This window comes from Streptomyces sp. NPDC005752, assembly GCF_040630715.1.
Taxonomy (GTDB): Bacteria; Actinomycetota; Actinomycetes; order Streptomycetales; family Streptomycetaceae; genus Streptomyces.
Genome location: NZ_JBEXYB010000038.1, coordinates 18595 through 39431, shown reverse-complemented (window position 1 = coordinate 39431; position 20837 = coordinate 18595). Strand labels below are relative to the sequence as shown.

Sequence of the window (20837 nt, the reverse complement as noted above, 5' to 3'; positions counted from 1 at the left end):
CCGCCATGCTACGGACCGCCCCCGCGGCGGATGTCACCCCGTCAGAGGCAGTGCTGCCAGCTCGGCGATCGCCCAGGTCAGCGGGGCGAAGACGGCCAGCAGGACCAGTGCCCTCAGGACGGCGGCGGTGCGCAGCGCGGAGGCCGGGGCGCCGAGCCGCAGCAGCGTCCCGGCCGTACGGACACGGGCCTGCTTGGCCTCCAGGGCGGTGGTCAGGAGGGTCGCGGTGGTGCAGCCGAGGACGAGGACGGCGCCGAGCGCGGTGAGCGGGCCGAAGGGGCGGGGGCCGCCGGTGTAGAGCACGGAGGCCGCGACCACCCCGGACAGCACCGCGCAGACGATTCCCAGCGGGCGGCCGATCCTGGTCGCCTCGTCCATCAGGACCCTGCCCGCCAGCAGGCGTACGGCTCCCGGACGTACCGCCTGGAGCAGCCGTCCGCACAGATGGGTGAGGCCGGGGCCCGCCATCGCCAGGCCGATCGCGGTGAGGGTCCAGCCCGCGAGGACGGCCGCGGGGGTGGAGTCCAGCCGGCCGGGCAGCGGGAAGGGGTTGCCCGCCGATCCGCGGCTCGCGTACGCCTCGACCGCGAGGCCGGCCGCGGTGAGGGCGACTCCCCAGGGCAGCCCCTTCGGTGTGGGCGCGGGCGCGAGGTCCTCCTCGGCTTCCTGGGCGTCGGACGGGGCGGCCGGCCTGGAGCGGAGCGCGAGCCCGCCGGCCGCCGACGCGGCCAGCGGCACCAGCGCCAGCAGCGTCAGTGCGGCGGCGAGCGGCAGCGGAGTGCCGGCGCCGAGGAACTCCGCGGCACCGCCGTCGAACGGAAGACCCGTCAGATCGCCGCGCAGATGGAGGAAGACGAGCAGCGCCACCATCGACCCCAGGGTCGTGGACACCGCCGTCGAGATCGCCGCCAGCAAGGAGAGACGCACCGGTCCCAGACCGGCGGCGAACAGCCCGGGGCGCGGACGGGTGCTCGGATCCGTACGGGCGACCGCCACCGCGAACTGGACGGTCGCGGCGAGCGGGACGGCGCACCACAGCAGCCGGAGTACGGAGCTCGACGCGTGCGCCGGGTGCCCGGAGGCGTATCCCAGGGTGCACAGGAGCAGGAAACCCACCCCGGCCGACGCGGCGGCGAGGAGCAGACGCCGCATCAGGACGAGTGGGTGCGAGCCGCGGGTCAGACGGAGAGCGAGCACGCCGAGCGGCCTTCCGTATCGGAGGCGGCGGGCAGGGAGACGTTGGTGACGCGGCGGCCGTCCAGCATGCCGACCACACGGTCGGCGAGCGCTGCGACGTCCGCGTCGTGGGTCGCGAGCACGACGGTGATCCCGTGGGACCGCGCCGCCGTGGTGAGTGTGCGGAGGAGCTGTGTGCGCTCGGCGTGGTGCAGGCTCGCCGTCGGCTCGTCCGCGAAGATCACCGACGGCGAGGCGGTGAGCGCGCGGGCCACGGAGATCCGCTGGCGCTGGGACTGGAGCAGCGTGTGGGGCCGTTTCCTGGCGAGCGGGCCGATGTCCAGGCGCTCCAGCCACTCGGTGGCGGCCTTCTTGGCGGCCCGGTGCGAGACACCTCGCAGCAGAAGCGGCAGGGCGGCGTTCTCCCAGGTGCTGAGCTCGGGGACGAGCTGCGGTTCTGCCGCGATCCAGCCGAATCTGTCCCGGCGGAGCCGCTCGCGCAGCCGGGGGCCCATGGTGTGCACGGGCACGCTGTTGAACCAGACCTCGCCCTGCTGGGGCACCAGCTGGCCGGAGAGGCAGTTGAGCAGAGTCGTCTTGCCGCACCCGCGGCGCCCGGTGACGGCGAGGACCTCGCCGTCGCGGACACCGAGCGAGACGCCGCTGAGCCCCGGCGATCCGTTGTGGGAGTGGTGCAGGGAACGTGCCCAGATCACGTCGTTGTCGGGCGGGGCCATGGCGTACACCTCGGTTCGGATCAGATTTCCCGTTCCCCCGTACGGGGGAACGAAGGCAAGGCCGATCGGTCACTCGGCACGCTAGGCAGCCGGACCTGGGTGTCGGGACAGCACACGGCCCGGATGCACCCCTTCTCACTCGAACGGGTGCATCCGGGCCGCGTAGACCGTATGAAATGACTTCCGGCGCGGTCGTCCGGGCCGGGGCGTCGGTCAGAGCTTCTTCCATGCCTCCGTGAGGACACCGCGGAGAATGCCCTCGATCTCGTCGAAGGTCGACTGGTCGGAGATCAGTGGGGGAGCGAGCTGGACGACCGGGTCGCCGCGGTCGTCGGCCCGGCAGTAGAGGCCGGCCTCGTACAGGGCCTTGGAGAGGAAGCCGTAGAGGACGCGCTCGGTCTCCTCGTCGGTGAACGTCTCCTTGGTGGCCTTGTCCTTCACCAGCTCGATTCCGTAGAAGAAGCCGTTGCCGCGGACGTCGCCGACGATCGGCAGGTCGTGCAGCTTCTGCAGCGTGGTGAGGAAGGCGTTCTCGTTGTCCAGGACGTGCTGGTTGAGGCCCTCGCGCTCGAAGATGTCGAGGTTGGCGAGGGCGACCGCGGCGGAGACCGGGTGGCCGCCGAAGGTGTATCCGTGCAGGAAGGTGTTGTCGCCCTCGTAGAACGGCTCGGCCAGCCGGTCGGAGATGATGCAGGCGCCGATGGGGGAGTAGCCCGACGTCATGCCCTTGGCGCAGGTGATCATGTCCGGTACGTAGCCGAACTTGTCACAGGCGAACATCGTGCCGAGGCGGCCGAAGGCGCAGATGACCTCGTCGGAGACGAGCAGCACGTCGTACCGGTCACAGATCTCGCGCACCCGCTGGAAGTAGCCGGGCGGCGGCGGGAAGCACCCGCCGGCGTTCTGCACGGGCTCGAGGAAGACGGCCGCGACGGTGTCAGGGCCCTCGAAGAGGATCTCCTGCTCGATCTGGTCGGCGGCCCAGCGGCCGAAGGCCTCCGGGTCGTCACCGAAGAGCGGGGCGCGGTAGATGTTGGTGTTCGGCACCTTGTGCGCGCCCGGCACCAGAGGCTCGAACGGGGCCTTGAGCGCGGGCAGTCCGGTGATCGAAAGGGCGCCCTGGGGGGTGCCGTGATAGGCGACCGCGCGTGAGATGACCTTGTACTTGGTCGGCTTGCCCTTGAGCTTGAAGTACTGCTTGGCCAGCTTCCACGCGGTCTCGACGGCCTCGCCGCCACCGGTGGTGAAGAAGACCTTGTTGAGGTCGCCCGGGGCGTGGTGGGCGAGCCTCTCGGCGAGCTCGACGGCCTTGGGGTGGGCGTAGGACCACACAGGGAAGAAGGCCAGCTGCTGAGCCTGCTTGTACGCCGTCTCGGCGAGCTCGTGCCGGCCGTGTCCGGCGTTGACGACGAACAGGCCGGAGAGACCGTCGAGGTAGCGCTTGCCCTTGTCGTCGTAGATGTGGGTTCCCTCGCCACGCACGATGGTGGGAACGGGCGCGTTCTCGTAGTCCGACATGCGGGTGAAGTGCATCCACAGGTGGTCGTACGCGGTCCGGCTGAGGTCCTTGCTCACGGCTATCGGGTTCCCCACATATAGGTCTGCTTCTTGAGCTTGAGGTAGACGAAGCTCTCGGTGGAGCGCACCCCGGGTACGGCCCGGATGCGTTTGTTGATCGTCTCCAGCAGGTGGTCGTCGTCCTCGCAGACGATCTCCACCATGAGGTCGAAGGAGCCCGCGGTCATCACCACGTACTCGCACTCGGTCATCGCCGAGAGGGCTTCGGCGACGGGGTCGACATCGCCCTCGACGTTGACACCGACCATGGCCTGGCGCCGGAAGCCCACCGTCAGCGGGTCCGTGACGGCGACGATCTGCATCACGCCCTGATCGAGGAGCTTCTGCACGCGCTGGCGCACGGCCGCCTCGGAAAGGCCGACGGCCTTGCCTATCGCGGCGTACGGCCGGCGGCCGTCCTCCTGGAGCTGCTCGATGATCGCGAGGGAGACGGCATCGACCGCTGGTGACGATCCGCTCCCAATCCTGGAGTCTGCGCTACGACTGGCCACACATCCACTCTGCACCGCTACTCGTCTGTCTGGCAAGCGTGAATCGATGAAATTCGTTGTCCTGGCGCCTGTATGTAACTGAATCCGAAGTTCGCGGCGGGTGGGTATGTCGAAAGCGGCACCCGACGGTTTAGTGTGGAAGTCTCACCCATCGGACAGTCGACAGGAGGGGTGGTTGTGACCACCGAGGTGCGCCGTCTGCGCAACTACATCAACGGAGAGTTCCGGGACGCCGCGGACGGGCGGACCATCGATGTGGTCAACCCGGTGACGGAGGAGGTCTACGCGACTTCGCCGCTCTCCGGACAGGCCGACGTCGATGCCGCCATGGACGCCGCCGCGGCCGCGTTCCCCGCCTGGCGCGACGTGACGCCCGCCGAGCGCCAGAAGGCACTGCTGAAGATCGCCGACGCCTTTGAGGAGCGGGCCGAGGACCTCATCGCGGCCGAGTCGGAGAACACCGGCAAGCCCCTGGAGCTCACCCGCACCGAAGAGATCCCGCCGATGGTGGACCAGATCCGCTTCTTCGCGGGTGCCGCCCGGCTGCTCGAAGGCCGCTCGGCCGGCGAGTACATGGAGGGGCTCACCTCCATCGTCCGCCGCGAGCCCGTGGGTGTCTGCGCCCAGGTCGCGCCGTGGAACTACCCGATGATGATGGCCGTGTGGAAGTTCGCCCCGGCGCTCGCCGCGGGCAACACCGTCGTCATCAAGCCGTCCGACACCACCCCGGCGTCGACCGTGCTGATCGCCGAGATCATCGGGCAGATCCTGCCCAAGGGCGTCTTCAACGTCATCTGCGGCGACCGTGACACCGGCCGCGCGATGGTCGAGCACCCGACCCCGGCAATGGCTTCGATCACCGGCTCGGTGCGGGCCGGTATGCAGGTCGCCGAGTCCGCGGCCAAGGACGTCAAGCGCGTTCACCTGGAGCTCGGCGGCAAGGCTCCCGTCGTCGTGTTCGAGGACACCGACATCGCCAAGGCCGTCGAGGGCATCTCCGTCGCGGGCTACTTCAACGCCGGACAGGACTGCACGGCCGCGACCCGCGTCATGGTCCACGAGTCCATCCACGACGAGTTCGTCACCGCGCTCGCCAAGGCGGCCGCGGACACGAAGACCGGTCTGCCGGACGACGAGGACGTGCTGTACGGCCCGCTGAACAACGCCAACCAGCTGGCGCAGGTCAGCGGGTTCATCGAGCGGCTCCCCGCACACGCCAAGGTCGAGGCGGGCGGCCACCGTGTGGGCGACAAGGGCTACTTCTACGCCCCGACCGTCGTCTCCGGCCTCCGGCAGGACGACGAGATCGTCCAGCACGAGGTCTTCGGGCCCGTGATCACCGTCCAGTCCTTCACGGACGAGGCGCAGGCCGTGGAGTACGCCAACGGTGTCGAGTACGCGCTGGCCTCATCGGTGTGGACCAAGGACCACTCCCGCGCGATGCGGATGTCCAAGAAGCTCGACTTCGGCTGTGTGTGGATCAACACCCACATTCCGCTCGTCGCCGAGATGCCGCACGGCGGGTTCAAGAAGTCCGGCTACGGCAAGGACCTCTCCGCGTACGGCTTCGAGGACTACACCCGGATCAAGCACGTCATGACGTCGCTCGACGACTGACCGGCGTCCGGCGAGGACCACGGCCCCGGGTTCCGCCCGGGGCCGTTCGCGTGCCGGGCGCACCCCACTTTTTGAACGTGTTCATGACGGGCGTACGCTGCGGCCATGAGCGAGCGAGCCCTCTTGCGGCGCATACGCGTGTGGTTGGTCGTCTTCATCGTCTGTCTGGTGCTCAGCGGGCTGACCGCCTTCCCGCTGGTCACCGAACTCCACTGGGCCGAGGACCTGTTGAAGTCCTCCGCATCTCCCGTCCCCGAGCACTTCCCGGCCCTGACCGAGTGGATCACCCGGGTCCGGACCGGTCTCGACGAGGCCGATGCCTCCTATCCCTTCGTGCTGTACGGCACCGACTGGCTGGCCTTCGCCCATCTCGTCATCGCGGTCGCCTTCTACGGCCCCTACCGTGATCCGGTCCGCAACATCTGGGTGATCGAGTTCGGCATGATCGCCTGCGCCGGGATCATCCCGCTCGCCCTCATCTGCGGGCCGATCCGGGACATCCCCTTCTGGTGGACCGTCATCGACATGTCCTTCGGCGTCTTCGGGGTGATCCCGCTGCTCGTCGTCCGGCGCATGATCAAGCGGCTGGAGGCGATGGGGGACGTTCCCGCCGCCGCGCCGGCCTGACCCGCCACCCGCGCTTACGGCTTGCGGCCCACCGCGCCGAACTGGGCCACCTCGGGACCCCGCACGGAGGAACCGGACCGCCAGCGGGAGCAGGACACGATGCCCGGCTCCAGGATGTCCAGGCCGTCGAGGAACGAGGCGAACTCGGAGCGGCTGCGGGCGGTGATCGGCGGGGTGGCGTTCTCGTTCCAGAAGCGCATCGCGGCCTCGTTGCCCTCGCCGCCCAGCTCCGGTGTGGGATGGGTGAGCACCGGGTGGCTGCCCGACGGCAGGGGGTCCGTCAGCGTCCTCACGATGCTCCGCGCCTCCTCCGTGTCCAGGATGAAGTTGAGGATGCCCAGCATCATCACCGCGACCGGCAGCCCGAGGTCCAGGGTCCGCCCGGCGTCGCGCAGGATCCGCTCCGGGTCCCGGGCGTCCGCGGCGATGTACTCGGTGGCGCCCTCGGGTGAGCTGGTGAGCAGGGAACGCGCGTGCACCAGGACCATCGGGTCGTTGTCGACGTACACGACGCGTGCGTCGGGCGCCGTGTGCTGGGCGATCTCGTGGGTGTTGTCCGCGGTCGGCAGTCCGGTGCCTATGTCCAGGAACTGGCCGGTCCCCGTGTCGCCGGCCAGATGACGCACCGCCCGGCCGAGGAAGGCCCGGTCGGCACGGGCCACTTCGCCGATGCTCGGGTACAGGGCCGTGACCCGGTCACCCACCGCGCGGTCGACGGGGTAGTGGTCGGCGCCGCCCAGCCAGTAGTTCCACACCCGGGCGTTGTGGGCGATGTCGGTGCGGACGCGGGAGGGTGCGGTACGGGCGCCGGGCTCGGTCACGTCTGCTCCAGTGGCCACGGACGGTACGGACCGCCCATGATGCCGGACCGGTCAAGCGGCCCCACGGGAAAGAGAGTTGGTCAGCTGGTCGCGGAGTGCGTCGATCCGGTTGCTGGTGATCGAGTCGACGCCGCACGCCATCAGCCGGCGCATCGTGCGCCGGGTGTCCACCGTCCAGGCCGAGACCAGCAGTCCGTCCCTGTGGATACGGTCCGTCAGCTCGCGGCTCAGCAGTCCGAAGCGGTAGTTCAGCCAGCGCGGCCGCACCGCCTCGAGCAGGACGGCACGCGGAGGCGCGAGTGTCGTCCAGGTCAGCGCGATCTCGGCGGACGGATCGGCCGCCCGCACCTTCAGCATCGCGTGCGTGTCCGCGCAGTAGTACACGCGCTCCCGCGCCCCGCTGTCCCGCACCACACCGACGATCTCCCGCACCGACGCGTCGGTGGCGCCAGGCAGGTCGACCATGACCCGGCGGTCGCCGGCGGCGGACAGCGCCTCACGCAGGGTCGGCACCCCGCCGCCGCTCCGTTCCAGCAACTCCTGTCGATCCAGCCGGTCGAGGCGGACGTCGTGGCCCCACAGGCGCTCCAGCGTGGAGTCGTGGAGCAGCACGGGCACCTTGTCCCGGGTGACGCGGACATCGATCTCGACCGCGTCCGCGCCCTGTTCCACGGCGGACAGGATCGAGGGAAGGGTGTTCTCGCGGGCACGGTAGGGATCTCCGCGGTGTGCCACGGCGGTGACAGTGGTGGTCATGGGGCCATTGTGACCGGCCGGGGTCAGCGGCCGGGAGCCTCCAGCCAGTTCGTCGTGTACGTGTCGATCTCGGCGGCCAGCGTCCGCTTGCCGGCCGGGTCCAGGAACGACGCCTCCACGGCGTTCTTCGCCAGGTCGGCCACTCCGCGCTCGTCCAGGCCGAGCAGCCGGGCCGCCACCCCGTACTCGTTGTTGAGGTCGGTGCCGAACATCGGCGGGTCGTCGCTGTTGACCGTGACGAGGACCCCCGCCTCCACCATCTCCCGCATCGGGTGCCGGTCGAGGTCGGCCACCGCACGGGTGGCGATGTTCGACGTCGGGCAGACCTCCAGGGCGATGCGGTGCTCGGCGAGGTGGGCCAGCAGCCTCGGGTCCTGGGTGGAGCTGGTGCCGTGGCCGATGCGCTCCGCGCGCAGCGAGGTGAGGGCGTCCCAGACGGTCTGCGGGCCCGTGGTCTCCCCGGCGTGCGGGACGGAGTGCAGACCCGCGGCGATGGCACGGTCGAAGTAGGGCTTGAACTGCGGACGGTCCACGCCGACCTCGGGTCCTCCCAGGCCGAAGGAGACCAGTCCTTCGGGCCGCAGGTCGACGGCGAGGCGGGCGGTCTCCTCGGCGGCCTCGAGACCGGCCTCGCCGGGAATGTCGAAGCACCAGCGCAGGACGACGCCGAGCTCGGACTCGGCGGTCTTGCGCGCGTCCTCGATGGCCTCCATGAAGCCCTGCTCCGGGATGCCCCGGCGGGTCGAGCTGAAGGGGGTGACGGTCAGCTCCGCGTACCGGATGTTCTGGCGGGCCATGTCCCGGGCGACCTCGAAGGTCAGCAGGCGGACGTCCTCGGGGGTGCGGATCAGGTCCACGACCGAGAGGTAGACGTCGATGAAGTGCCCGAAGTCGGTGAAGGTGAAGAAGTCGGACAGCGCCTCCGGGTCCGTGGGGACCTTGGAGTCGGGGTGGTGCGCCGCCAGTTCGGCCACGATGCGGGGCGAGGCCGACCCGACGTGGTGGACGTGGAGCTCGGCCTTGGGCAGCCCCGCGACGAAGGGGTGCAGATCGTTCATCGGATACTCCCGGATCTCTGAAATTCGGCCGGGTGCACCGGCTGCACCGATCATCGTAGGCGGGACCCTGCGGCCGCGGACCGGGCCGTAGCATGGCGGGACCACGATGGGGGAGGCCCATGTCAGACAACACACAGCAGCCCGGGGGCGAGGGCGCACCGCGCGATCCGTGGGCTCCGCCGGACAACAGGGTCGACCTGGGCAAGCAGCCCACGGACGCCGTGCCGCCCGCGGTGCACAACCAGCCCACGGTCACGTCCATGCCGAGCCCCGACACGGGCGCCGGGCCCATACCTGGACCCGGACCCGTCGGCTCCTTCGGTCCGCAACAGCCCCCCGTGCCGGCGCCGCCGGTCGGGCCGAACGGGCCGGGGCAGCACGGCTACCCGTCCGCGCCCGCCGCACCTTCGGCTGGGTACGGCTACCCGTCCGCGCCTGCCGCACCTTCGGCTGGGTACGGCTACCCGTCCGCGCCCGCCGCACCCTCGGCTGCGTACGGCTACCCGGGATACCCCGGCTACAGCGGCCAGCAGCCCTGGGGCCCGGCGCCCACCAACGGGCTGGGCATCGCCGCGATGGTCCTCGGCATCATCGCGGTGGTCGGCTTCTGCATGTACGGGTTCGGCGTCATCCTGGGCGTCCTCGCTCTGATCTTCGGCATCATCGGCCGAGGTCGCGCCAGGCGGGGTGAGGCGACCAACGGGGGCATGGCGCTCGCCGGGATCATCCTGGGGTCGGTCGGAATCGTCATCAGCGCGGTCTTCCTGGGATTCATCATCTGGGCCATCGCCAACGACGAATCGAGCAATGGCTACGACTACGACGATCCCTACTCCACGTCACTGGTCGTCGGCACCGACCGCTGACCAGCGGGGGACGGCCGGGCCGGGGGAAGCATCTCCCGGCCGCGGCCGCGCGCGTCGTCACCCCGCGCGCAGCCGCGCACGCGCCTCCATGAGCGCGAAGCCCAGCAGATTCAGCCCGCGCCAGGAAACCGGATCCGCGGTCCGCGGATCGTCCTTGGACAGTCCGATGCCCCATATCCGGTCCAGGGGACTGGCCTCGACGAGCACGCGCTCCCCGGTGCCCAGCAGATACGCCCGCAGCGCCGGGTCCTGACCGAACTTGTGCACGCTGCCCGCGACGACCAGGGCGAACCGCTCCCGCGCCCATACGTCTTCGTCGAAGCCCCTCACCAGCCGGCCCGCCTTCTTCGCCGCCGCGGGACTGCCCGCCGCCACGGCCGAGGCCTCGGCGTCCGCGTCCCCGAAGAGCCGCGCCTTGCCGGCCATCATCCAGTGCTCCGCAGTCGCGTAGGCCACCGGACCGACCGTGAACGGCGCCGGCCACCACTGGCTGAGGCAGCTCTCCCCGAGCCTGCCGTCCGTGCGGGGCCGGTGCCCCCAGAACGGCAGGTACTTCACGTTCTCCCCGCGCGCCGTGCGCTCCAGGAGGAGGTCCATGTGTTCCTGTCCCATGGCAGCCGAGTCTGGCATCCGCCACTGACAGTGAGTACATGGATTTCCGCACGTGCGAGACACATCGTCGACAGATTCCGTTGCGTAACCAAATGGAAACAACGGAATCACTTGTTGGTGGAGGTCTGCTCTGTCAGGATCGGCACTCAATTCGACAAGAAGCTACGCCGCCCCTGGTCACGGCGCAGTGGAGGAGAACGTCATGGGCAACGGCTTCCAGCCGCAGGACCGCTTCGCCGGGGGCGCGCAGTACATCGGCGGCCGGCTGAGCCCCGGCACCTCGGGGCGCCACCAGGACGTGGTCGACCCCGCCACGGGCCGCACGGTCCTCCGTTACGAACTGGCCGGCACCGGCGACGTCGACGCCGCCGTGGCGGCCGCCCGCGAGGCGTTCCCCGGCTGGTCGGGGCTCACCCCCGCCGAACGCTCGCAGGCGCTGCACCGCTTCGCCGCCGTACTGGCCGACCAGGCCGGGGACCTCGCGTACGCCGAGTCCCTGCAGTGCGGAAAGCCCGTCAAGCTGTCCACCGAGTTCGACGTCCCCGGCACGGTCGACAACGCCTCGTTCTTCGCCGGCGCCGCCCGTCACCTCGAAGGGAAGTCGGCCGCCGAGTACAGCGGCGACCACACCTCCTACGTGCGCCGTGAGGCCCTCGGTGTGATCGGCTCGATCGCGCCCTGGAACTACCCGCTCCAGATGGCGGCCTGGAAGATCCTCCCGGCCGTCGCCGCCGGTAACACCATCGTGCTGAAGCCTGCCGAGATCACGCCGCTGACGGCGCTGATGTTCGCGCAGGCGGCCACGGAGGCAGGCATTCCCGACGGCGTGATCAACATCGTCTCCGGTGCCGGGCGGGACGCGGGCGAGCACCTCGTGAGCCACCCCGACGTCGTGATGACCTCCTTCACCGGATCAACCGCCGTCGGCAGGCGGGTCGCCGCGCTCGCCACCGCCACCGTCAAGCGCCTGCACCTGGAGCTCGGCGGCAAGGCGCCCTTCCTCGTGTTCGACGACGCGGATCTCGACGCCGCGATCGAGGGGGCGGTCGCCGGAGCCCTGATCAACAGCGGCCAGGACTGCACGGCCGCCACCCGCGCCTACGTCCAGCGTCCCCTCTACGAGGCGTTCGTGAGCGGGGTCGCCGCCCTGATGGAGACCGTGCGGCTCGGTGACCCCTTCGCCCCCTCGACCGACCTCGGACCGCTGATCAGCCATCAGCATCGTGACCGGGTGGCCGGGTTCGTCGACCGCGCCCGCGCCTACGCCACCGTCGTCACCGGCGGCGGGGCCCCCGGAGGTGACCTCGCCGCCGGTGCCTACTACCGGCCCACCCTGATCACGGGCGCCGCCCAGGACAGCGAGATCGTCACCTCCGAGATCTTCGGCCCCGTCCTCGTCGTGCTGCCCTTCGACACCGACGACGAGGGAATCCGCCTCGCCAACGACACCCCCTACGGGCTGGCCGCCTCCGCGTGGAGCACCGGTCTGTACCGGGCCAACCGCGCAACCCGTGAGCTCAGGGCGGGCTGCGTGTGGATCAACGACCACATCCCGATCATCAGCGAGATGCCGCACGGCGGATACCGGGCCAGCGGCTTCGGCAAGGACATGTCGTCGTACTCCTTCGAGGAGTACACGCAGGTCAAGCACGTCATGTACGACAACACCGCGGTGGCCCGGAAGGACTGGCACCGCACCGTCTTCGGGGACCGATAGCAGCGGCCGCCGCCCGGCGGCCCCACCCACCCGGAAGGGCCCACGCGTATGGAGCAGTACGAGCCCGAGCGCCTCTCCGCGCCACAGCTGGCAGCCATGAGGCGCAGCCTCGGAAACGGCAGGGGCGCCCTCACCCGCCGTTCGCTTCTCAGGGCGTCGGGCATGGGAGCCCTCGCCCTCGGTGGCCTCGGAGCGCTGACCGCGTGCGGGATACCGCCCGCGAAACGGGAGGGGGACGCCGCGTCCTTCGACGACCACTCGGCAACGGAGAAGCGGATCAACTTCTCCAACTGGACCGAGTACATGGACGTGAGCGAGGACGAGAAGAGCCGTCCGACCCTTGACGCGTTCACGAAACGCACCGGGATCAAGGTCAAGTACACCGAGGACATCAACGACAACGTCGAGTTCTTCGGGAAGATCAAGCCGCAGCTCGCCGCGGGCCAGGACACCGGACGCGACCTCATCATCGTGACGGACTGGCTCGCCGCCCGCATCATCCGGCTCGGATGGGCGCAGAAGCTCGATCCGGCGAACCTGCCCCACGCTTTCGCGAACCTCTCGCCCCAGTTCCGTACACCCGACTGGGACCCGGGGCGCGCCTACTCCTATCCGTGGACCGGTATCCCGACCGTCATCGCCTACAACGAGAAGGCGACCGGTGGCCGGAAGGTCGACTCCGTCACCCAGCTCCTCGACGACCCGAAGCTCAAGGGCAAGGTCTCGTTCCTCTCCGAGATGCGCGACTCGGTCGGCATGACGCTCCTCGACATGGGCAAGGACCCCGGGTCCTTCACCGACGCCGACTTCGACGCGGCCGTCGGCCGGATGCAGAAGGGTGTCGACACGAAGCAGATACGCCGCTTCACCGGCAACGACTACACCGCGGACCTGAGCAAGGGGGACATCGCGGCCTGTGTGGCCTGGGCGGGCGACATCATCCAGCTCCAGGCCGACAACCCGGACATCAAGTTCTCGATCCCGTCCGCCGGCTACATCACGTCGAGCGACAACATGCTGGTCCCGGCCGGAGCGCGGCACAAGACCAACGCCGAGAAGCTCATGGACCACTACTACGAGCTCCCGGTCGCCGCCCAGCTCGCCGCCTACATCAACTACGTCTGCCCGGTGGACGGCGTCGCCGGTGAGCTCGCGAAGATCGACGAGTCGATGGCGTCCAACACGCTGATCCTCCCCGACAGGGCGATGGCCGCGAAGTCACGGTCCTTCCGCTCCCTCAGCGCCGGGGAAGAGACGGCGTACGAGGAGAAGTTCGCCAAGCTCATCGGCGCCTGACCGGCCCGTCCCCCTCCCGATCTTCCCTCGACACCACTGGGACCGCGACCCATGACACAGCAGCAGACAGAGGGCGGCGACGTCCGTCTCACCGGGATCAGCAAGACCTACGGCTCCTTCACCGCAGTGCACCCCCTCGACCTCACCGTCCCGCAGGGCTCCTTCTTCGCGCTGCTCGGCGCGTCCGGCTGCGGCAAGACCACCACCCTTCGCATGATCGCGGGCCTGGAGGAGGCCACCACCGGCACAGTTTCGCTCGGCGGCCGCGACATCACGGACCTGCCCCCGTACAAGCGCCCCGTCAACACCGTCTTCCAGAGCTACGCGCTCTTCCCGCACCTCGATGTCAGCGAGAACGTCGCCTTCGGGCTGCGCCGCCGCGGCATCAAGTCCGTCGCCAAGCAGGTCGGCGAGATGCTCGACCTCGTCCAGCTCGGCGACTTCGCCCGACGCAAGCCGCACCAGCTCTCCGGCGGACAGCAGCAGCGCGTCGCCGTGGCCCGCGCGCTCATCAACCACCCCCAGGTCCTCCTCCTCGACGAGCCGCTCGGCGCCCTCGACCTGAAACTGCGCCGCCAGATGCAGCTCGAACTCAAGCGGATCCAGACCGAGGTCGGCATCACCTTCGTGCACGTCACCCACGATCAGGAGGAGGCCATGACGATGGCCGACACCGTCGCGGTGATGAACGGCGGCCGGGTCGAGCAGCTCGGCGCCCCCGCCGATCTGTACGAGAACCCCCGCACCACCTTCGTGGCGAACTTCCTCGGCACCTCCAACCTCATCGAGGGGCGGATCGTCTCCACGGGAGCGGACGTCGTCGTGGCCGCCGGCGGCGGGAGGCTCAGACTGCCCGGCGGGCGGTGTCCGTCCTCGGCGGAGAGCGGCGGGAAGGTACTCGTGGGCGTGCGCCCCGAGAAGATCTCCCTGACCCACGCCGACGACGCGGCCGCGATACCCGACGGCCGCAACCGGGTCACCGGCCGCATCACCGACTCCAGCTTCATCGGCGTCTCCACGCAGTACGTCGTCGAGAGCCCCGCCGGCACGGCGCTCCAGGTCTACGAGCAGAACATCGAGCGCGACGGCCGGCTCGTACCCGGCGCCGGCGTCGTCCTGCACTGGAATCCCGAGCACACCTTCGGGCTCGACGCGGCCCAGCACATCAACGCCGGTGCGGAAGGCATGGAGGAAGCGGCGTGAGCGCCGCCGAGGCGCCACCGGCGCCCTCAGTGAACACCGACGTCCGCAAACCGTCCGCCCGCAGGCGGCTCGTCCCGTACTGGCTGCTGCTCCCCGGCATCCTGTGGCTGCTCGTCTTCTTCGCGCTGCCGATGGTCTACCAGGCGTCGACCTCCGTGCAGACCGGATCCCTGGAGAAGGGCTTCCAGGTCACCTGGCACGTCCGGACCTACTGGGACGCCTTCGCCGACTACTACCCGCAGTTCGTCCGGTCCCTCCTGTACGCGGGCACCGCCACTTTCCTGTGCCTGCTGCTCGGCTACCCGCTCGCCTATCTCATCGCGTTCAAGGCGGGCCGCTGGCGCAACCTCGTGCTCGTGCTCGTCGTCGCACCGTTCTTCACCAGCTTCCTGATCCGGACGCTCGCCTGGAAGACGATCCTCGCGGACGGCGGAGCGGTCGTCGGGGTGATGAACACCCTGCACGTCCTGGACGTCACAGCCTGGCTCGGCTGGACCGGGGACAACCGGGTCCTGGCCACCCCCATGGCGGTCGTCTGCGGTCTGACGTACAACTTCCTTCCGTTCATGATCCTGCCGCTCTACACCTCGCTGGAACGGATCGACGGCCGTCTGCACGAGGCCGCGCGCGACCTGTACGCCACGCCCGCCACCACCTTCCGCAAGGTGACGCTGCCGCTGTCCATGCCCGGGGTCGTCTCCGGCACCCTGCTGACGTTCATCCCGGCCAGCGGCGACTACGTCAACGCGGAACTCCTCGGCTCCACCGACACCAAGATGGTCGGCAGCGTCATCCAGACCCAGTTCCTGCGGGTCCTGGACTACCCGACGGCGGCCGCCCTCTCGTTCATCCTCATGGCGGTCGTCCTGCTCGTGGTCACCGTCTACATCCGCCGCTCCGGCACGGAGGACCTGGTCTGATGCCCGCACTCCGATGGATCCACCGGAACCTGGTCGTGCTCGCCGGTCTGCTGACCCTCGCGTACATGATCCTTCCGAACATCGTCGTGATGGTGTTCTCCTTCAACAAGCCGAACGGACGCTTCAACTACGCCTGGCAGCGCTTCTCCCTGGACGCCTGGAAGGATCCCTGCGGCGTCGCCGACCTCTGCGGTTCGCTCTCGCTCTCGCTGCGGATCGCGTTCTGGGCGACGATCGGCGCGACCGCGCTGGGCACGATGATCGCCTTCGCGCTGGTCCGCTACCGCTTCCGGGCCCGCGGCGCGATCAACTCGCTGATCTTCCTGCCGATGGCGATGCCCGAGGTCGTCATGGCGGCCTCGCTGCTCACCCTCTTCCTCAACATGGGCGCACAGCTGGGCTTCTGGACCGTGCTGATCGCCCACGTCATGTTCTGCCTCAGCTTCGTGGTGACGGCCGTCAAGGCACGGGTGATGTCGATGGACCCGCGGCTGGAGGAGGCGGCCCGCGATCTCTACGCGGGCCCCGTGCAGACGTTCCTCCGGGTGACCCTCCCGATCGCCGCCCCGGGAATCGCCGCCGGGGCGCTGCTCGCCTTCGCGCTCTCCTTCGACGATTTCATCATCACCAACTTCAACGCGGGCTCCACGGTGACGTTCCCCATGTTCGTCTGGGGATCGGCGCAGCGTGGAACACCCGTGCAGATCAACGTCATCGGCACGGCCATGTTCGTCATCGCCGTGGTGGTGGTTCTCGCCGGACAGCTCATCGCGAACCGGCGGAAGAGCAACGCGGTCAAGTAGAAGCCGAAGGAGTTGGAAACCATGGCCCCGGACGCCATGCGTACTGCCGCACACTCACTCTCCGACGCACGTCCCCTGTCCTACTGGCTCGACGACCCGGGGAGGCCGCGGGCCCGTCCCGCTCTGACCGGCGACGAGCGGTGCGATCTCCTGGTCGTCGGCGGCGGTTACAGCGGGCTGTGGACCGCGCTCATCGCCAAGGAGAGGGACCCCGGGCGCGATGTCGTCCTCATCGAGGGGCACGAGGTGGGCTGGGCGGCTTCGGGACGCAACGGAGGATTCTGCGCCGCCTCGCTGACCCACGGCCTGGCCAACGGTCTGGAGCGCTGGCCGGACGAGATCGGGAAGCTGGAGGAGCTGGGCGCGCGGAACCTCGACGCCATCGAGGCGGCCGTCGCCCGCTACTCCCTCGACTGCGACTTCGAGCGCACCGGGGAGATCGACATCGCGACGCAGCCCCACCAGCTCGACGAGCTGCGGGAGCGGCATCGCACGACCAGGGAACTCGGCTTCGGGGAAACGGAGTTCCTCGACCGGGACCAGGTGCGCGCGGAAGTCGACTCACCGACGTTCCTCGGCGGTCTGCTGGACCGCCGCGGCGTCGCCATGCTGCATCCGGCGAAGCTCGCCTGGGGTCTGAAGGAGGCGTGCCTCAGCCTCGGCGTACGGATTCACGAGCACACCCCTGGCCTCGAACTAGCCCCGTCGGGCGCCGGCATGGCCGTGCGCACCCCGTACGGCAGGGTGTTCGCCCGCGACGTCGCTCTCGGGACGAACATCTTTCCGTCCCTGGTGCGACGGGTACGCCCCTACACGGTCCCGGTGTACGACTACGCGCTGATGACGGAGCCCCTCCACGCGGAACAGCTGGCCTCGGTCGGATGGCGCAACCGTCAGGGGCTGGGCGACAGCGCGAATCAGTTCCACTACTTCCGGCTCTCCGCGGACAACCGCATCCTCTGGGGCGGGTACGACGCGGTCTATCCGTTCGGCGGCCGGCTGGATCCCTCGCTGGACCAGCGGCCGGAGACCTTCCTGAAGCTCGCCGGTCAGTTCTTCGAGTGCTTTCCCCAGCTGGCCGGTGTGCGCTTCACCCATGCCTGGGGAGGCGCGATCGACACGTGCACCCGCTTCTCCGCGTTCTTCGGAACGGCCCATCGCGGGCGGGTCGCGTATGCCGCCGGATACACCGGGCTGGGTGTCGGGGCCACGCGTTTCGGTGCCGAAGTGATGCTCGACCTGCTGTCGGGCCGGGAGACCGGGCGGACCGCCCTGCGGATGGTCCGGTCCAGGCCGGTGCCCTTCCCGCCCGAGCCGTTCGCCTGGGCCGGGATCGAGCTCACCAAGAGATCCCTCGCCCGGGCGGACAGCCACGGCGGACGCCGCGATCTGTGGCTGCGGACCATGGACCGGCTGGGGCTGGGCTTCGACAGCTGACCCCCGGCGGGCCGGCCGCGGCGTCGACCGGCAGCCCGTCACGGGTGATCCAGATCACTTCCGATCGGCGGCGGAACCCGCGTCATGATCCCGCGCCCGCCCCCTCTCTCCCGTGAACGCACCGGCAGGACCCTGCCGGTGCCCACGGGGAGAGGGAGGCAGTCCATGACCGGCACGGGTGCGAAAACCGCGGTCGCATGGCTCGCATCGGTGGCACCGCATCCGGGCGCGTGCCTGAGGGAGTGGGAGCGCGACCCGCAGGGGATGGCACTCCTGCCCGCCGGGAAGCGCTGGGACGTGCTGATCGTCCCCGGTGAGCTGGGCTATCCGACGCTCGACGTGCTCACCCGGCTCCTCGACAGGCCGGGGCCCGTCCTCGCGGACTTCGGGGACTCCCGGATGGGCTTCTTCGTGCCCCCGGGTACGGCGGCCCGCTGGATCGGGACGGGGATCCGCGGTGTCGGGGCGGGGGTGTGGATCGTGGTTCCCCGGCCGGGCGGCACCGTGGGCGGGGTGCGGTGGCTGATCCCGCCCGACGGCTCCGGAACCCTCACCGACGCGAGCCTCCTGGAGCTCGCCCTGCACGAGGCCGCGGCTGTCCGCGGCGCGCGGTGACGGGAGGTGAGGCGCCGCCAGAGGTATTGACAACCTGATTGGTCTGGACCATGTTGTGCGCACCACTCAATTCGCCCTTGCTCGGAGGCTGTTGTGGAACGCACCGGATCCCGACCACCCGTCCGCCTCTCCGGGCTCCTGGCCGCCTTCTCGGCCGTCGTGCTCGCCGTCGGCGCCCTGGCCGCCACGGCACCGGCCGCCGGAGCGGCCGACGCCGACCTGGCGCGCAACGGCGGCTTCGAGGCGGGGCTGGACGGCTGGAGCTGCACCGGGGGCAGCGGAGTGGCCGTCAGCACGCCCGTGCGCAGCGGGACCTCGGCCCTGAAGGCGACACCGGCGGGCAGCGACAACGCCCGGTGCTCCCAGACGGTGACCGTCAAGCCCGACTCCGCCTACACGCTGGGCGCATGGGTGCAGGGAAGCTACGTCTACCTCGGGGCGTCCGGCACGGGCACCACCGACGTCTCCACCTGGACCCAGTCCGCCGGTGCCTACAAGCAGCTCACCACCACCTTCAGGACCGGCCCCACGACCACGTCGGTGACGGTCTACACCCACGGCTGGTACGGCACCCCCGCCTACCACGCCGACGACCTCACCCTGACCGGCCCCGGCGGCGACCCCGTCGCCGTGCCCGCCGCTCCCGCCGGCCTGAGAGCCGGTACCGCCACCGCGTCGGCCGTCCCGCTGTCCTGGACCGCGTCCGCCGGAGCCACCGGCTACCGCGTCTACCGCGGCGGTGCGAAGGTCCTCGACACCACCGGCACCTCGGCGACCGTGACGGGGCTGGCCGCCTCGTCCGCGTACAGCTTCCAGGTCTCCGCCGTGAACGCCGCCGGTGAGTCGGCGAAGTCGGCGGCCGTGAGCGCCACCACGGCCACCGGCGGCGGGGGAGGCGGTGACGGGGGGCTCCCGGCCCACGCACTCGTCGGCTACCTCCACTCCAGCTTCGCCAACGGCTCCGGCTACACGCGGATGGCCGACGTGCCGGACTCGTGGGACGTCATCAACCTCGCCTTCGGCGAGCCGACGTCCGTCACCTCGGGGGACATCCGCTTCTCGCTCTGCCCTGTCGCCGAGTGCCCGAACGTGGAGAGCGAAGCCGAGTTCAAGGCCGCCATCAAGGCCAAGCAGGCGGCCGGCAAGAAGGTGCTCATCTCGATCGGCGGCCAGAACGGGCAGGTGCAGCTCGCCTCGACCGCGGCCCGTGACGCCTTCGTCAGCTCCGTCGGCAAGATCATCGACACCTACGGCCTCGACGGCCTGGACATCGACTTCGAGGGCCACTCGCTGTCACTCGCGACCGGCGACACCGACTTCCGCAGCCCGACGACCCCCGTCATCGTCAACCTGATCTCCGCGGTGAAGTCCCTCAAGGCCAAGTACGGTGACGACTTCGTCCTCACCATGGCCCCCGAGACCTTCTTCGTGCAGCTCGGCTACCAGTACTACGGCTCCGGCCCCTGGGGTGGCCAGGACCCGCGCGCCGGCGCCTACCTGCCGGTCATCCACGCCCTGCGCGACGACCTCACCCTGCTGCACGTCCAGGACTACAACTCCGGCTCCGTCATGGGCCTGGACGACCAGTACCACTCCATGGGCGGCGCCGACTTCCACATCGCCATGACCGACATGCTGCTCACCGGCTTCCCCGTCGCGGGTGACCGGACCAAGGTCTTCCCGGCGCTGCGGCCCGAACAGGTGGCCTTCGGCCTCCCGGCGTCCACCCAGGCGGGCAACGGCCACACGTCGCCCGCCGAGGTCACCAAGGCGCTCGACTGCCTGACGAAGAAGGCGGGCACGTCCTGTGGCTCCTACCAGACGCACGGCACCTGGTCCGGGCTGCGGGGGCTGATGACCTGGTCCATCAACTGGGACCGCTTCAACAACTGGGAGTTCTCGAAGAACTTCGACGCCTACTTCGGGGGCTGACCGCTTCGCGTACCCGCCCGCAGCGCGAGCAGCAGCATCCCGCTGAGGCACCAGCCGGCCACCACGTCCAGCGGCCAGTGGTAACCGCGCAGCACCAGACCGACGCTCGTCGCCGCCGTCAGCAGGACGGCGGTGACGAGCGTCACCCATGTCCGCCTCAGGTGCGGGGCGAGCAGCAGGGCCGCGGCGCCGTACGCCACCATCGCCGTGGTCGTGTGCCCCGAGGGGAAGTAGCCCGTCGCCTCCGTCAGCGGCCCCTGACGGTCGGTCCACAGCTTGAGCGGCACGACGAGCGCCGGGACGGCGGCCATGGCCAGGACGGCGTACGCGGCCGCGCGCCGGTCGTGCCGCAGCCAGGCGACGAGGACCGCGCACGCCAGCACGGGAACGGCGACCTGCATGTTGCCGAGATCGGCGAGGAGATCCGTGAGCGGGGCCGGGCCGCGCCCCGCCAGCTCCAGGCCGAGCCGTTCGTCGGGATCCAGCAGAGGGCCGTCGGCCAGCACCTGCCAGGTGATCACGAGGAAGAGCGCGAGCAGCGCGGCGGCCGTCGAAACGAGAAGAACCGGCCACCG

The 20837-nt window shown here is 70.0% G+C and carries 20 protein-coding genes; 11 read left to right on the top strand and 9 right to left on the bottom strand.

Translation table 11 applies throughout. The features are described from left to right. Window positions 1–33: 33 nt before the first annotated feature. The 4 genes from ABZ441_RS27305 to ABZ441_RS27290 all read right to left on the bottom strand — a co-directional run bounded on the left by ABZ441_RS27305 (window position 34) and on the right by ABZ441_RS27290 (window position 3997). Window positions 34–1197, bottom strand: a complete 1164-nt coding sequence (locus ABZ441_RS27305) for a hypothetical protein (RefSeq protein WP_358978901.1) — start codon at window positions 1195–1197, stop codon at window positions 34–36. Further along, complete coding sequence (locus ABZ441_RS27300; protein ID WP_358978899.1) at window positions 1179–1913, bottom strand: ATP-binding cassette domain-containing protein; 735 nt, start codon at window positions 1911–1913, stop codon at window positions 1179–1181. Before ABZ441_RS27300 ends, ABZ441_RS27305 begins: the two co-directional genes overlap by 19 nt. 213 nt (window positions 1914–2126) lie before the next feature. Continuing rightward, on the bottom strand, window positions 2127–3506 hold the full coding sequence (locus tag ABZ441_RS27295) for an aspartate aminotransferase family protein (RefSeq protein WP_358978897.1): 1380 nt from the start codon (window positions 3504–3506) through the stop codon (window positions 2127–2129). Then, entirely contained in the window at window positions 3491–3997 is a 507-nt protein-coding gene (locus tag ABZ441_RS27290; protein ID WP_358978895.1) for an Lrp/AsnC family transcriptional regulator, read from the bottom strand. The genes ABZ441_RS27295 and ABZ441_RS27290 overlap by 16 nt, the downstream gene beginning before the upstream one ends. A 162-nt stretch (window positions 3998–4159) precedes the next feature. Between ABZ441_RS27290 and ABZ441_RS27285 the strand changes: the two genes are divergently transcribed. Next, entirely contained in the window at window positions 4160–5599 is a 1440-nt protein-coding gene (locus ABZ441_RS27285; protein WP_358978892.1) for a gamma-aminobutyraldehyde dehydrogenase, read from the top strand. Window positions 5600–5704: 105 nt separating this feature from the next. Next, window positions 5705–6226 (top strand): hypothetical protein, encoded by a 522-nt coding sequence (locus tag ABZ441_RS27280; RefSeq protein ID WP_358978890.1) that lies wholly within the window; start codon window positions 5705–5707, stop codon window positions 6224–6226. 14 nt (window positions 6227–6240) lie between these two features. Here ABZ441_RS27280 and ABZ441_RS27275 read toward each other — a convergent pair whose 3' ends face one another. Genes ABZ441_RS27275 through ABZ441_RS27265 form a run of 3 tightly spaced genes read right to left on the bottom strand, consistent with a single transcriptional unit; the run spans window position 6241 to window position 8861 of the window. Further along, window positions 6241–7047 (bottom strand): SAM-dependent methyltransferase, encoded by an 807-nt coding sequence (locus ABZ441_RS27275; protein ID WP_358978888.1) that lies wholly within the window; start codon window positions 7045–7047, stop codon window positions 6241–6243. A gap of 51 nt (window positions 7048–7098) precedes the next feature. Further along, window positions 7099–7803, bottom strand: coding sequence for a glycerophosphodiester phosphodiesterase (locus ABZ441_RS27270; protein ID WP_358978886.1), 705 nt, complete (start codon window positions 7801–7803; stop codon window positions 7099–7101). A gap of 23 nt (window positions 7804–7826) precedes the next feature. Continuing rightward, a complete protein-coding gene (locus ABZ441_RS27265) occupies window positions 7827–8861 on the bottom strand; it encodes an adenosine deaminase (RefSeq protein ID WP_358978883.1) in 1035 nt (344 codons plus the stop codon). Between the two features lie 119 nt (window positions 8862–8980). On the opposite strand from ABZ441_RS27265, the gene ABZ441_RS27260 reads away from it, so the two are divergent. After that, complete coding sequence (locus tag ABZ441_RS27260) at window positions 8981–9727, top strand: DUF4190 domain-containing protein (RefSeq protein WP_358978881.1); 747 nt, start codon at window positions 8981–8983, stop codon at window positions 9725–9727. A gap of 57 nt (window positions 9728–9784) precedes the next feature. On the opposite strand, the gene ABZ441_RS27255 is transcribed toward ABZ441_RS27260, so the two are convergent. Beyond that, window positions 9785–10339: an NADAR family protein gene (locus tag ABZ441_RS27255; RefSeq protein ID WP_358978879.1), complete on the bottom strand. Its 555-nt coding sequence runs from the start codon at window positions 10337–10339 to the stop codon at window positions 9785–9787. A 202-nt stretch (window positions 10340–10541) separates the two neighbouring features. Between ABZ441_RS27255 and ABZ441_RS27250 the strand changes: the two genes are divergently transcribed. The 8 genes from ABZ441_RS27250 to ABZ441_RS27215 all read left to right on the top strand — a co-directional run bounded on the left by ABZ441_RS27250 (window position 10542) and on the right by ABZ441_RS27215 (window position 20262). Next, window positions 10542–12056 (top strand): gamma-aminobutyraldehyde dehydrogenase, encoded by a 1515-nt coding sequence (locus ABZ441_RS27250; RefSeq protein ID WP_358978877.1) that lies wholly within the window; start codon window positions 10542–10544, stop codon window positions 12054–12056. 48 nt (window positions 12057–12104) lie between these two features. Continuing rightward, window positions 12105–13352 carry a spermidine/putrescine ABC transporter substrate-binding protein gene (locus ABZ441_RS27245; protein WP_358978875.1) on the top strand — a complete coding sequence of 416 codons (1248 nt, stop codon included), beginning with the start codon at window positions 12105–12107 and terminating at the stop codon, window positions 13350–13352. A 51-nt stretch (window positions 13353–13403) separates the two neighbouring features. Then, entirely contained in the window at window positions 13404–14555 is a 1152-nt protein-coding gene (locus ABZ441_RS27240) for an ABC transporter ATP-binding protein (RefSeq protein WP_358978873.1), read from the top strand. Then, the gene (locus ABZ441_RS27235; RefSeq protein ID WP_358978871.1) at window positions 14552–15475 is read left to right on the top strand and encodes an ABC transporter permease; all 924 of its coding nucleotides are present in this window, start codon (window positions 14552–14554) and stop codon (window positions 15473–15475) included. Before ABZ441_RS27240 ends, ABZ441_RS27235 begins: the two co-directional genes overlap by 4 nt. Next, window positions 15475–16278 (top strand): ABC transporter permease, encoded by an 804-nt coding sequence (locus ABZ441_RS27230; protein WP_358978869.1) that lies wholly within the window; start codon window positions 15475–15477, stop codon window positions 16276–16278. The genes ABZ441_RS27235 and ABZ441_RS27230 overlap by 1 nt, the downstream gene beginning before the upstream one ends. Window positions 16279–16299: 21 nt before the next feature. Next, window positions 16300–17715 (top strand): FAD-dependent oxidoreductase, encoded by a 1416-nt coding sequence (locus ABZ441_RS27225; protein ID WP_358978866.1) that lies wholly within the window; start codon window positions 16300–16302, stop codon window positions 17713–17715. 165 nt (window positions 17716–17880) lie between these two features. Further along, the gene (locus ABZ441_RS27220) at window positions 17881–18330 is read left to right on the top strand and encodes a hypothetical protein (protein WP_358978864.1); all 450 of its coding nucleotides are present in this window, start codon (window positions 17881–17883) and stop codon (window positions 18328–18330) included. A gap of 93 nt (window positions 18331–18423) precedes the next feature. Continuing rightward, a complete protein-coding gene (locus tag ABZ441_RS27215; RefSeq protein ID WP_358978862.1) occupies window positions 18424–20262 on the top strand; it encodes a glycoside hydrolase family 18 protein in 1839 nt (612 codons plus the stop codon). On the opposite strand, the gene ABZ441_RS27210 is transcribed toward ABZ441_RS27215, so the two are convergent. Further along, complete coding sequence (locus ABZ441_RS27210; RefSeq protein ID WP_358978859.1) at window positions 20247–20783, bottom strand: phosphatase PAP2 family protein; 537 nt, start codon at window positions 20781–20783, stop codon at window positions 20247–20249. The genes ABZ441_RS27215 and ABZ441_RS27210 overlap by 16 nt on opposite strands. Between the last annotated feature and the right edge of the window lie 54 nt (window positions 20784–20837).

Bases quoted from the DNA above. Each gene is read 5' to 3' on its own strand.
- ABZ441_RS27260 (WP_358978881.1), top strand. From the start codon at position 8,981: ATGTCAGACAACACACAGCAGCCCGGGGGCGAGGGCGCACCGCGCGAT.
- ABZ441_RS27255 (WP_358978879.1), bottom strand. From the start codon at position 10,339: ATGGGACAGGAACACATGGACCTCCTCCTGGAGCGCACGGCGCGCGGG.
- ABZ441_RS27270 (WP_358978886.1), bottom strand. From the start codon at position 7,803: ATGACCACCACTGTCACCGCCGTGGCACACCGCGGAGATCCCTACCGT.
- ABZ441_RS27240 (WP_358978873.1), top strand. From the start codon at position 13,404: ATGACACAGCAGCAGACAGAGGGCGGCGACGTCCGTCTCACCGGGATC.
- ABZ441_RS27280 (WP_358978890.1), top strand. From the start codon at position 5,705: ATGAGCGAGCGAGCCCTCTTGCGGCGCATACGCGTGTGGTTGGTCGTC.
- ABZ441_RS27220 (WP_358978864.1), top strand. From the start codon at position 17,881: ATGACCGGCACGGGTGCGAAAACCGCGGTCGCATGGCTCGCATCGGTG.
- ABZ441_RS27250 (WP_358978877.1), top strand. From the start codon at position 10,542: ATGGGCAACGGCTTCCAGCCGCAGGACCGCTTCGCCGGGGGCGCGCAG.
- ABZ441_RS27230 (WP_358978869.1), top strand. From the start codon at position 15,475: ATGCCCGCACTCCGATGGATCCACCGGAACCTGGTCGTGCTCGCCGGT.
- ABZ441_RS27245 (WP_358978875.1), top strand. From the start codon at position 12,105: ATGGAGCAGTACGAGCCCGAGCGCCTCTCCGCGCCACAGCTGGCAGCC.
- ABZ441_RS27300 (WP_358978899.1), bottom strand. From the start codon at position 1,913: ATGGCCCCGCCCGACAACGACGTGATCTGGGCACGTTCCCTGCACCAC.
- ABZ441_RS27225 (WP_358978866.1), top strand. From the start codon at position 16,300: ATGGCCCCGGACGCCATGCGTACTGCCGCACACTCACTCTCCGACGCA.
- ABZ441_RS27265 (WP_358978883.1), bottom strand. From the start codon at position 8,861: ATGAACGATCTGCACCCCTTCGTCGCGGGGCTGCCCAAGGCCGAGCTC.